This is a genomic window from Gilliamella apis, from assembly GCF_030758615.1.
Taxonomy (GTDB): Bacteria; Pseudomonadota; Gammaproteobacteria; order Enterobacterales; family Orbaceae; genus Gilliamella; species Gilliamella apis_A.
In genome coordinates, this window is record NZ_CP132381.1 from 2,566,820 (window position 1) to 2,579,208 (window position 12,389).

Consider the following 12,389-nt stretch of genomic DNA (forward strand, 5'->3'; position numbering starts at 1 on the left):
ATCCCATTACAATCGTAAAATATCATTAAATAGTGCAATTCCCATTATTACCATTAATAAAACAAATCCGATACGAAAAAAACGCTCTTGTGCTTTATTTGATAAGGCATTTCCTTTTATTCTTTCAAATAATAAAAAAAGCAACTGCCCGCCATCTAACATTGGTAATGGAACAAGATTGATTACACCTAAACTTATACTAATAAAAGCCAGAAAATATAAGTAAGGAGTAAAACCATAACTTGCTGTTTGCCCTGCGCTTTTTGCTATAGTTATTGGTCCTGATAAGTGTTTAAGGCCAATAACACCTGTTACTAATTGATAAAGAGATCGAACAGTTAACTTGGTTGTTAATATAGTTTGTTCCATCGCCTTGCCAAATCCATTTAAAAAACTATACTGCCTAATTACTGAATCGGATGTCGGGTAAAATCCAGCAACACCCTCTCCATTTTTATTTATTTTGGGTGTTAAAGTTAGATTGATATCTTTACCATCACGATCCACTTTCAATACCATGATTTCAGCTTTTTTTATTGTATTAGTAAAATCAATCCAATTTGTATATAACTGATTATTATAACTGATAATTTTATCTCCAACTTGCAAACCCGCTTGCTCTGCAGCTGAATCAGTCACAATTTTACTTACAATTGGATAAATTTCCAACTGTTTAGGTATAAAACCAAAAGCTCTTATAGCAGAATCTTTCTCTATATCAAAATACCAATGACTAATATTAACATTTTTAGTCACTTCTTCTGGTGTTTTATCGCCATTTGAACTATCTATATAGGTAACATTAATATTCTGATTTCCTAAAGCGGTAATCAATGCAATATTTACATCATTCCAACTATCAATTTTTGCATTATCTATCATCTTTAACTCTGAATCAGCTGGAATATTTAAGGTTGCAGCCGGGGTTAAAGGTATAACATTTTTTACTATAACAGGGTACTCTACGACTCCCATCAAAAAGATAATCCAATAGATAAACACGGCTAAAACAAAATTGGCAAATGGGCCAGCGAAAATAATTGCTGCTCTTTGCCACAATTTCTTTTTGTCATAAGCAAATTTTTCAAAATTAGGCGCTAGTTCACTAGCTCGACTATCAAGCATTCTAACATAGCCACCTAGTGGAATCATAGCAATAACTAATTCAGTTCCACTTGAAAACTTACGCGCCCATATTTTTTTACCAAAACCAATCGAAAAACATTCTACCTGGACCTTACATAACCTAGCCACATAAAAATGCCCAAACTCATGTGCAGTGACTAATATACTGATAGTAATAATAAATAACAACAGTGACCAGAGCAAAATCAATAACCTTTTAAAGTAAATATAAAGATAGTGCCGCAAACATCGGAACTGCCGCAGTTAAACTATCAATCCGATCTAAAATGCCACCGTGTCCAGGTATTAAATTACCACTATCTTTAATACCAGCTTCTCTTTTGAACATACTTTCAGTCAAATCGCCCAATACTGAAACCAAAATAGCCAATAAAGAGCTCAACATAAAGGCAGTGAAACTCAATTGAAAATAGCCAGTTAAATAAACAAATATACTAATTAAAATAGCAGAGCCAACCCCACCTAAAAAGCCTTCTATCGTTTTACCGGGTGATACTTTTGCTGCTAATTTGCGTTTACCTAACGCTCTACCAACAAAATATGCACCAGTATCGGTGGCCCATACTACCACAAATACATATAGCAACCAAACAGCACCGGTATAAGTATTTAATGTATAATTAATTGATCGCAGTTCAATCATACTGATAAAGAAAGGAACCAGTGTAAAAAATGCAAATAATAACTTAATAACTAAAGAGTTAGACCAGTATTTTGCTGATTTTGGATAACCAATTACCAGCAATAACGCAACTAACCACCAAATAATCGATAAACAAATTATATAATTGAATAATCTATATTTTATTAATTCTGTATTTGGAATTAAGTAAACTAAACTTAATAACATTACAACAAAAAATGTAAAAACAATTTTATTTAATGGTTTAGTGATAGCGAGAAAATTAGTCCATTCCCATGCAGCCATTCCACAAACAGCGATCATTAGATAAGAAAATATTGATAATGGTGCAAAAAACAAAGCAATAATTACCAGTGGAATAAGTATTAGTGCAGTTAAAATACGGTGAATTAACATTAAAGTTCCTCATTTTGAACACCGCCGAAACGTCGTTCTCTAGTATTAAATACATTTATCGCTTCATCAAAGGATATTGAATTAAAGTCAGGCCATAGTGTGTCGGTAAAATAGAGTTCAGCATAGGCACTTTGCCATAATAAAAAGTTACTCATTCGATATTCACCACCAGTACGTATAACTAATTCAACTTCAGGCAAATCACTCATGCTAATAGTTGATGCAAAACTATCCTCATTAATATCTTCAATTTTCATTTTTCCTTGCAAAACCTCAGTTGCCATTTTTTGTGCTGATTGTACAATATCCCAGCGACCACCATAATTAGCCGCAATATTGAGAACCAAGCCGGTATTATTTTGTGTTAAACATTGAGCATCAATAATCAGTTTTTGAAGATGTTCATTAAACTTTGAGATATCACCAATAATATTTAAACGGACGTTATGTTTATTTAAACTTTTAATTTCTCGATTTAATGCATAAATAAAAAGTGATATTAATGCTGAAACTTCATTAGATGGCCGCTTCCAATTTTCACTACTAAAAGCATATAAAGTCAGTACTTTGATATTTAGTTTTGCAGCATGAGTAACAATTTTACGAACCGCTTTTAAACCAGCTCGATGGCCAATCGCCCTTAATTGATTACGTTGTTGAGCCCAACGACCATTACCATCCATTATAATAGCGACATGATTCGGAATGTATCTTTGTTGTGTCATTTAATATCTCGTAATATCTCAATCATTTTAATTACAATTTCGATAATCAACGGGTACCATAAACCACAATTGTTTTGCCATGTGCTGAAATCAAATGTTGGTCTTCAAGCATTTTTAAAATTCTGCCTACTGTTTCACGTGAACAACCAACTATTTGACCAATTTCCTGACGTGTAATTTTAATTTGCATACCGTCAGGATGAGTCATTGCATCTGGTTGTTTAGTTAAGTTCAATAAGGTTTGTGCAATTCGTCCAGCAACATCTAAAAAAGCTAAGTTGCTCACTTTTTCTGATGTAACTTGTAATCGACTCGCCATTTGGCTAGCGAGTCGCATTAAAATATCGGGATTAACTTGTACAAGCTGTTTAAATTTTTTATAGGAGATTTCAGCTACTTCACAACTTGTTTTCGCTTTAACCCAAGCACTACGCTCCGTGCCCTCTTCGAAAAGACCTAATTCACCTAGAAATTGATTTTGATTTAAATAAGACAAAATCATTTCATTACCTTCATCATCTTTAATTAATACAGCAACAGATCCTTTCAAAATGTAATAGAGGGTTTCGGCTCTTTCTCCTTGATGAATAAGGGTACTTTTAGCTGGATATTTATGAATATGGCAATGAGATAAAAACCATTCTAATGTTGTATCTGATTGCTGTTTACCAATCATTATTCCGTCCTCTCCATTCAATTACTACAATTACACTATAACAAAGTTACACAATAAATCATATACTCAATAAAACGATTTTAATCATTATTTTATAATTTTGATATCGATTGTTTCATGTAATTCAGACCAAAAAATTGCCGCAGTTCCATTAATTAAATGAAGTTTAACCTCGTTAACTTTATCTACAAGTGTTTTTTCTTGCAAGCCATAATCAGTACCTTCTCGAAGTACATAAGATTCAATAAGATTATTTAATGTTTGAGGTTCAAGTTGTTGCCAAGGAATAATCATGAGTGTAGTTATCAATTTGACTATATTAATTATTGTAGCAATTTAATGCTGAGAAGTGCACAATTAAATATTATATTAACCAAAACTTTTAGCAATTGAGTTTGAATTAAGTTCATTTAATCAAAAAAAAACCACCCAAAAGAGTGGTTTTTATTAATTTCATAACTAATGAATAATTAGTTTGCTGTAACTTGAAGTTTGAAGCCTTGAATACCAGCTTTAGTACCAGCGATACTATATACTGAGTTATGTTTTGCTCCTGTTAAAGCAACCTTGCCTCCTGCTGCGTTAACCGCACCTAAAGCAATTGAATCATTATTATTAGCAGCAGTTACAGAATACACACCTGCAGTAACTTTTTCTGAAGAATCTACATTACCAGTTGTGTCGTTAGAAGGACCTGAAAGATTCCATGTAAAGCTATATGAAGCAGTAATTATTCTATCGTTAGCACCTGGTACAGAAGTAGCTGTTGTATCACCTTTCACTTTTTGCCAAACAACAGCAGCTAAGCGATCCCCATAGCGTGGAGTTGATTTTTGAGCCCACACATCATCTGTAATGCCTTCTGGTTTTGACAAACTAGCTAAATTTACAGTCATATCAAGTGCACCATCTGTGTCATATTTGAAAATACCCAATTTTGTACTTTCTTTAGAAACGATTGGTCCCACTGGGTTATCAGGATTTGTATCACCAGGACCAGTTTCGTCGGTTGGTTTGTCATTGTCACCAATTTCTGGTTTTACTTCAGGAGTTTTATTACTCCAAATATCAGCAATGTCTAACCATTGGTTTGTATTTGGGTTACCAAATGTAGTTTTCTCTTGAAGTTGTAAACCAACTTTCACCGCACCGGCCATATCTTCAGGGATTTGGAAATATATGTGACCTCTTTCACCATCATTGGAGAATTTAATATCAAGAGCAGTGTTCACTTTGACCCAGTTTGTACCATCATTAATCCATACTTTTAGTGTATCTTTTACTACACCATTTTCATCTAGATCGCCATCTAAATCTCTTAATTCATAAAAGACGTGAATAAAATCACCAACTTCTGCTTTTCTATCAGGGCCTCCAGCAGTTACACCTGCTTCGTCTGCTGAAATACGAACAGTCACTTGTCGTTCTTCTTTACTTTTGTCAGAATAAATAACAGGTGCATTACCTAGTATTTCTTTGCTTGTTGTACTTTTTAAATCTACTGCATAGGCACTACTAGCTGCATAACCAGCTAAGAACAAGCCTAATGCGACTTTTTTGATTGTTAGATTTTTCATGTTTAACTTCCTATTTTCTTTGATAAATTAACATGTTGTATTTATATAAATACACCATTTTTTTGGTGTTCCCTTTTAAATTATCAACGATAAATCGCGACAATTAAAAACTCTTCTAATTTTAATAAGCAGTAACTTGTAATAAAAAGCCTTGGTCACCAGCACATGCTTTTTCAGAAATAGAGACTTGTTGCCAATTCACATACTCAGGTGCACCATCAACTTTTTCAATACTAGTACCTATAAACGCGTAGCTATCTTCACCATCGCTGTTACTGCCATTTATTTTCGATTTAATTCCTCGAATCTTATAATGTGCATTTCTACCCATACTTACGTTGAACCATGGTCCATTTCGATAATCCGGATTAGTATAATCATTTTTTATATGTGTCATCTTATCACCTGGACATGCACTATCATTTGATCCAACAAGTGACCAGACAACAAATGGATCTTGAATTACTTCTCCCGCCATATCATAAGCGACTACATAATAATCACTGTGAACTTTCCATTCTTTCGGACCATTTGGATTAAATACTAGATAAGAACTATTATCACTGGTTGCGACTAATACATTACCTTCACTTCGATAGACCTCAAGCTTACCTGCTTGTCCTCCATTGAAGTAAACAACAGCATGGTTCAAAGATTGACCATATTTATTTAACTTAGCTACAAAATCAACTGTACCTGTGATATTTGAAGCAACATCAATGGCATAGGTATCACCAATTACTTCTATATCCTTAGCAGTCGCAGCATTACTAGATACTTTTTGTCCCATCTTAACTTTTTCGAATGATTTAACGATGACACAAGGATTTGTAGTTGGACAAGATTTCACTTTTCCAGAAGTTCCATCAATTAAATTAATTTGTTTACCATTACTAGTTGCTATCCACAAATTGGTAACAGAAGCTTCAAACGTATTGGAAATACTATCCATTAAGATATCATCACTAAATCCATTATAATCAGTCAAACTTCGGCTTCCTACTCCATCTTTTGGCATGATCAATGTTGCCATTACCGTAACCGCATCTAAACCATTAGCTGGATTTTGAATAGGATCTGCACTTGGTTTACCAAGTTTATCAATAGCCCAAACCCCCACTTTGCGTAGTTCAGTATTAGGTAGAACCTCAAATGAGACACTATTAGATGTTGCTGATTTTCCTTTACCATCAGTTACAGTCACCGATAAAGAATAAATACCATTGGTGCTAACTGGTTGACGTTGACCGTTTTTATCAAGATACCTTGGCGCAACTATTTTCCAATTATCAATACTCGCTGGTGGGTTAAGCCATGAAGAGGCAGTACAAGTTCCCGTTGCAGAACATAAGAAACCGCCACCATTATCAATATCTTGCATATTACCAGACCATTCTAATTGGGATAGACCTTTAGCATTATGCAAACCTATAGTAATATTAGATGTTGACCCTTCAATTAATTGAACAGATTCTAACCCTAAATCCACAGTCATTCGTTTTTCTTTATATTCAAGAACAATATAGTTGTTACGATCAACTAAATCATATCGACTGCCTTTTAAAGAGCGAGCTGATTGTACCATGTCTGGATCTAATTGATCTTTTAATGGCGTACCAATTCGATAATTCATGGTTAATTCTGCTGTAGTAGCTTTTTTGTTATCTTGCCCTCGTTTATGTTGCGCTTTTATCGTGAATAGAGGGACAGGAGTATAATCCAAGCCAACAGTTATCGCTCGAGGATCTTTTTGTAAGTTATCTTTACCAAATAATGCAACTTTATCACCAAAGTATTGTTCATACATTAATGAACCACCTAAATGTGGATATTGCGGCAAATAACCTTGAAAACGAATATCAAAACCTTTAGCTGCTCTCTCTAAATAATCATCAAAATCTTTAGATTCTTTCCAATCCGATAATGGGTGATAATAGTTGACCGCAAATTTCATGTAATCACTCCATGCTTCGGCACCAATACCTAAACGGTTATGATCTCGTTGAAAGTCGTGATCCCAAAACACATTATAACCGAGTAACCATTTTTTATCGGCAACATCCCAACGTTGACCAATACCAATATTACCTATGCGGCGATTATGTTCATATTCTTGAAATGAAATCTGACTAAATATCAACATATCCTCGGTGTCAATCCAAGGGCTAAATAATTTTAAATTAACGTTATTAAATTGGCCTTTATCACTCAAATCAAACTGTAACTGAGCTGTACCAAAACGACCTAAGAAATCCTGTGCTGCATTACGAACTGGATCAACAACTTGCGTCTTAACGCCATTACGAACATAACTTTCAGCGTAATTTTTACCTTTGTCTTTCAAACGACCTGATATACCGCCGTTATCAGATGAAGTAATTTGCTTCCAGTCTTGAGTAGCGAGAGTCTGTAATGTAGAAGCGACTTGCGTGGCTAAAGCATCTTTATCTTTTTTTACATCGTAATTATCATCAGAACTTAGTTTTGGTAAATTCGGATGTTGATCCTTTTTATCATTACTAACTTTTATAGCAGGTAATAAAGGAGAGTTTTCTGGCAAAATTAAACGGTCACCAACATCAACAACATCTTTCTTGTCAAATCGACCAGCGTTCATCGCTCTTAGCTCTGAAATCGAAATACTACTTAATAGCGCAATCTGATATAGACTACGCTGTTGATTATTTATCATTTCTCGAGCTTTAGTGCCGTTCTTTAATTCAATTATCTTATTACTATCAACTGCGTTTGATGCTGTCTCCGAGTCTGTAGCATAAACAGGCTGCAAAGACAACGTTGCAATTACGAAAGCTGAGATAATTTTTAAATTAAGACTCTTTCTCATCTTAATTATTCCTTATATTCCTCTGACAATATTAGAATGTTTTTTTTATGTTTTTTAGCATTACACCATTGTCATTAATAGTTGTGATTATTTATTAGCTTTTAATTAAGTTTATATATTATTAAATCACTTTTACAAAATTAATATTTCTTTACAAAAAGATTAAATTTATAAGAATTTTATTACAAAAAAGTCATTTATCAAAATATTTTATTCTTTTTTTTGATTTTTTTTGTAAAGATAGATTTTATCCTTATTTTTCATAAGGTTATATTAGAGAGTTTTTTAGGATAAATTAGCTTTTTTATTACTTTGTTGAAAAATATAGTTTTTTACTAATGAACAATTAATCGATACGTTCAAATTTCAAACTAATTAAACTGATTGGTTTCAATAAATAAATCTGAAATTACTACTTCAGATTTTTTTATTATAATCTTGTCATAATTTTTAGCAATATTAAATAACTGCTATTGTTCTTCATTATAAATTTCAAGATTTTCAGATTCTTTAATTGGCAAAGATATTTTAGTTTCTGCTCTATTATTCTCTAATTGATTAAAATAATTATCATCAACATCTTCTGTAATATAGTTGCCAGTAAATACAGAACATTCTAAATGGTGAATTTTGGGATTTTGTTCTCTAATAGAATCAATTAAATCAGAGAGATCTTGAAATATTAATTTATCAGCTCCGATTTCTTTTGCAATCTCATCTACTGATTGATTATAAGCAATTAGCTCACTAGCAACAGGCATATCGATACCATAAACATTAGGATATCTAATTTCTGGTGCAGCCGAAGCTAAATAAACTTTTTTAGCGCCAACAGAACGAACCATTTCAAGAATTTTTTCAGAGGTCGTCCCTCGGACAATAGAATCATCAACAAGAAGTACATTTTTACCTTCAAACTCAATACGGTTAGCATTAAGTTTTCTTCTTACTGAAAGTTTTCTAGCATTTTGTCCAGGCATAATGAAGGTGCGCCCTACATAACGATTTTTAACAAATCCTTGTCTATAAGGTTTATCTAAAATACGAGCAATTTCAAGAGCTGCATCACAAGATGTTTCTGGAATAGGGATGACGACATCAATATCAATATCTTTCCACTCTCTAGCTATTTTTTGTCCTAGTTTTTGCCCCATTAATATCCGTGATTGATAAACAGATACACCATTCATAAATGAATCAGGTCGAGCAAAATAAACATACTCAAAAATACATGGGTAATATTGCGGATTATCAGAACACTGTTTAGAATAAAGCTGACCATCTTGAGTAATATAAATAGCTTCGCCTGGCTCTACATCTCGCATAAATTCAAAATCGAGAATATCTAAAGCGACACTTTCAGAGGCAACCATATATTCTGTTTTTTGATCATCAATAACTTTTTTACCAATAACCAATGGTCGGATACCAAATGGATCGCGAAAAGCAACCAGCCCATGACCAATAATCATTGCGACACAAGCATAAGCTCCTTTAATAATTTGATGAACTTGATGGACAGCACTAAAGATATTATCTGCAGTTAACGGATAAGTCGGAAATTTATCCAACTCACTAGCAAAAATATTAAGTAATACTTCTGAATCTGAGCTAGTATTTATGTGACGTCTTGCTAATTCAAACACCTTATCTCGTAACTGTTCAGTATTAGTTAAATTACCATTATGAGCCAATGCTATGCCATATGGCGAATTTACATAGAAAGGTTGAGCTTCTGAAGGGCTTGAACTACCCGCGGTTGGATAACGAATATGACCTATACCTAGATTACCTTGTAAACGTTGCATATGATGTTCTTGAAATACATCTTTTACCAAACCATTTGCTTTACGTAAACGAAAGCGATTTTGTTCATCAATGGTTACAATCCCAGCTGCATCTTGTCCACGATGTTGTAAAACAGTTAAAGCATCATAAATAGATTGATTAACAGTACTACATCCTACAATACCAACAACACCACACATACAATGATTACCTCAAACTTATTGAACTAAAAATGAAGACGACTGCTGTATAAAATCAAAAAACCAGCGAATAATAAAATGGAAATGCGGAATAAGTTGTGATTGCACCCAATATGGAGATTGAGATAAAGGTGTAAAGGTATCAACAAAAAAGAGCACTGCTGCAACAACTAAAATACCTCTTAATACCCCAAAACAAATTCCCAATACTCGATCGGTACTTGATAGTCCTGTTTTTTGGACTAATTGACCTATAATATAAGAGACGATTGCACAAACAATTAATGTCGAAATAAAAAGTATCGCAATAGCAACTGCAATCCGAATTACATCACTATCAAAATAAGTCAAATAACTAGTAATGTACATATAAAAACGACTGGCAATAAAGAACGCTAGCACCCAACTAATTAAAGATAGCGCTTCTTTGACAAAACCTCTAATAATACTAATCAGTGCTGATAAAAGAATCACACCGATAATCGTAAAATCAACCCAATTCATCATAATAACTCACAATTTTATATTAATATTTTTTAATCTTTATACATCATAAAATGGTTGTTAATTAGTAATAATTACACCTTTTAACTTAGTTAAATTATTTAAATTACTAATCAACTGTTCAGCTTGTTCTCTTTTCGCATAAGGACCCACTTGTAATTTTATCAGTTGATTTGGCCCAGGATTATTTGGTATCACTCTAACGTTATAGTTATTCAGCCTTAATAAGGCAACTAGTTCCTCAATTTTTTTCTTATTTTTTAATGCACCAAGCTGAATCATATAGGGTTTATCAGTTTGTTCAGAAGATGTCGTTATTTGAGAATCAAAACTCTCATCAATAATATCAGGTGAAGCTAAAGGGCTAGGATATTGATCTGAATCAGGTGTATAAGAAGAATCATTTTTCAGAGCAACATCTTGATTTTGTTCATCTATTACACCTGATTGTAATATAGGAACTGTTGATGTTTGCGAATTAGATTTATCCGTGATTATATTTGGAGCAATAATAGCAATTATTAATAAAAATGTAGCAAAACCAATAAGTTGATTTCTAACTTTATTTGAGCCACATTTAATTTTCTCTTGATTATTATCCATGTTCACATTTGCCTAGTTGCTTACAGTATCCAAAACGGCAGAAACGGTATGAAATGAACCACAAATGACAATAATATCATCTTCTTTAGCTTCTTGCATAGCCTTTTGATATGCTTCATATACCGAATCAAACGTTGCAATGTTCGCTACATTTTCTTCTTGTAAAAACTGCTTTAATATATCAGCATTACATCCCCGTTCACCATAAAGTGAAGCACAATACCACTGATCAGCATTAAATATAGATAAAGTACTTTTAATATCTTTATCCTTAAGCATTCCTATCACAAATCTCACTTTTCCAACTTTTAATTGTTGTTGTTTTAATAACTCAATTTGCTTGACTAAATAACTGGCCGCATGAGGGTTATGAGCAACATCAACGATTACTGTTGGTGATGATTGGATGATTTGAAAACGTCCTATCAAGCTAGTTTTTTCAAGAGCACTGTCTATTTGTTTTTGAGTAATAGAAAATGGTGAATAACTAAGGGCTGCAATTGCTGTTGCAGCATTAGCTAGAGGTACATGTGGAATCGGAAGATTTTTATACTGCTTTATCGAAGAATGAAATTGCCAGAATAATTTATCAATTTGTTGATAAGACCAATCTTTGTTTACAGCAAAGATAGGACAATTTATAGCATGGGCAACGTCTAAAATGGAAGATGGTATTTCAGGTTCGCCAACTACAGCGATGCTTTTAGGTTTAAAAATACCCGCTTTTTCTTGCCCAATGCTTTCTCGGGTATTGCCAAGATATTCAACATGATCGATACCGATTGTCGTTATAATTGCAATATCAGCATCAACAATATTGGTGGCATCTAACCTACCACCTAGCCCCACTTCTAAAATAACGATATCTAGTTGAGCTTGCTTAAATTGATATAAAGCCGCCAGTGTTGCATATTCGAAATAGGTTAATGAAACATCGCCTCTGGCCTTTTCAATCGCAGCAAATGCCTTAACAGTATCTGATGGGGTTGACTCTTGATTATTGATTCTAACTCGCTCAGTAAAACGTAATAAATGTGGAGAACTGTAAACACCAACACGCTTATTAGCAGCAAGTAAAATCATTTCTAGCGTACGACAAGTTGTCCCTTTGCCATTAGTGCCTGCTACAGTGAAAATATAAGGTGCTGGTTGTAATAAATCTAATCGCTCAGCGACTGATTTTACCCTTTCCAGCCCTAATTCAATGCTTGAAGGGTGTAACTGTTCCAAGTAACAAAGCCATGTCTCAAGATCTGACATGGCATCAGGGATTTTATTTTGCATGA

The 12,389-nt window shown here is 33.5% G+C and carries 11 protein-coding genes; all 11 read right to left on the reverse strand.

All coding sequences use genetic code 11. The annotated features are described in order from the left end of the window. Positions 1–6: 6 nt before the first annotated feature. On the reverse strand, positions 7–1,329 hold the full coding sequence (gene rseP / locus RAM17_RS11785) for an RIP metalloprotease RseP (protein WP_181414617.1): 1,323 nt from the start codon (positions 1,327–1,329) through the stop codon (positions 7–9). Between the two features lie 13 nt (positions 1,330–1,342). Next, complete coding sequence (locus RAM17_RS11790) at positions 1,343–2,185, reverse strand: phosphatidate cytidylyltransferase (RefSeq protein ID WP_110447124.1); 843 nt, start codon at positions 2,183–2,185, stop codon at positions 1,343–1,345. Beyond that, positions 2,185–2,910, reverse strand: a complete 726-nt coding sequence (locus tag RAM17_RS11795; protein ID WP_110447123.1) for an isoprenyl transferase — start codon at positions 2,908–2,910, stop codon at positions 2,185–2,187. Before RAM17_RS11795 ends, RAM17_RS11790 begins: the two co-directional genes overlap by 1 nt. Positions 2,911–2,956: 46 nt before the next feature. Then, positions 2,957–3,589 (reverse strand): cAMP-activated global transcriptional regulator CRP, encoded by a 633-nt coding sequence (gene crp / locus RAM17_RS11800; RefSeq protein ID WP_110448015.1) that lies wholly within the window; start codon positions 3,587–3,589, stop codon positions 2,957–2,959. Positions 3,590–3,673: 84 nt separating this feature from the next. Continuing rightward, on the reverse strand, positions 3,674–3,880 hold the full coding sequence (locus tag RAM17_RS11805) for a YheU family protein (protein WP_110447122.1): 207 nt from the start codon (positions 3,878–3,880) through the stop codon (positions 3,674–3,676). A 176-nt stretch (positions 3,881–4,056) separates the two neighbouring features. Further along, the gene (locus RAM17_RS11810; RefSeq protein ID WP_306240226.1) at positions 4,057–5,163 is read right to left on the reverse strand and encodes a hypothetical protein; all 1,107 of its coding nucleotides are present in this window, start codon (positions 5,161–5,163) and stop codon (positions 4,057–4,059) included. A gap of 121 nt (positions 5,164–5,284) precedes the next feature. Further along, positions 5,285–8,008, reverse strand: a complete 2,724-nt coding sequence (locus RAM17_RS11815; protein ID WP_306240229.1) for an inverse autotransporter beta domain-containing protein — start codon at positions 8,006–8,008, stop codon at positions 5,285–5,287. 470 nt (positions 8,009–8,478) lie between these two features. After that, on the reverse strand, positions 8,479–9,996 hold the full coding sequence (gene purF, locus RAM17_RS11820; RefSeq protein WP_306240231.1) for an amidophosphoribosyltransferase: 1,518 nt from the start codon (positions 9,994–9,996) through the stop codon (positions 8,479–8,481). An 18-nt stretch (positions 9,997–10,014) separates the two neighbouring features. Then, on the reverse strand, positions 10,015–10,500 hold the full coding sequence (locus RAM17_RS11825; RefSeq protein WP_110448014.1) for a CvpA family protein: 486 nt from the start codon (positions 10,498–10,500) through the stop codon (positions 10,015–10,017). Positions 10,501–10,560: 60 nt separating this feature from the next. Then, positions 10,561–11,103 (reverse strand): SPOR domain-containing protein, encoded by a 543-nt coding sequence (locus RAM17_RS11830; RefSeq protein ID WP_110447118.1) that lies wholly within the window; start codon positions 11,101–11,103, stop codon positions 10,561–10,563. Positions 11,104–11,115: 12 nt separating this feature from the next. Then, positions 11,116–12,387 carry a bifunctional tetrahydrofolate synthase/dihydrofolate synthase gene (gene folC / locus RAM17_RS11835; protein WP_110447117.1) on the reverse strand — a complete coding sequence of 424 codons (1,272 nt, stop codon included), beginning with the start codon at positions 12,385–12,387 and terminating at the stop codon, positions 11,116–11,118. Positions 12,388–12,389 lie beyond the last annotated feature (2 nt).

Coding starts and splice junctions, on each gene's coding strand:
- RAM17_RS11790 (WP_110447124.1), bottom strand. CDS start 2,185: ATGTTAATTCACCGTATTTTAACTGCACTAATACTTATTCCACTGGTA.
- RAM17_RS11795 (WP_110447123.1), bottom strand. CDS start 2,910: ATGACACAACAAAGATACATTCCGAATCATGTCGCTATTATAATGGAT.
- RAM17_RS11805 (WP_110447122.1), bottom strand. CDS start 3,880: ATGATTATTCCTTGGCAACAACTTGAACCTCAAACATTAAATAATCTT.
- RAM17_RS11810 (WP_306240226.1), bottom strand. CDS start 5,163: ATGAAAAATCTAACAATCAAAAAAGTCGCATTAGGCTTGTTCTTAGCT.
- RAM17_RS11815 (WP_306240229.1), bottom strand. CDS start 8,008: ATGAGAAAGAGTCTTAATTTAAAAATTATCTCAGCTTTCGTAATTGCA.
- purF (WP_306240231.1), bottom strand. CDS start 9,996: ATGTGTGGTGTTGTTGGTATTGTAGGATGTAGTACTGTTAATCAATCT.
- RAM17_RS11825 (WP_110448014.1), bottom strand. CDS start 10,500: ATGAATTGGGTTGATTTTACGATTATCGGTGTGATTCTTTTATCAGCA.
- RAM17_RS11830 (WP_110447118.1), bottom strand. CDS start 11,103: ATGGATAATAATCAAGAGAAAATTAAATGTGGCTCAAATAAAGTTAGA.
- folC (WP_110447117.1), bottom strand. CDS start 12,387: ATGCAAAATAAAATCCCTGATGCCATGTCAGATCTTGAGACATGGCTT.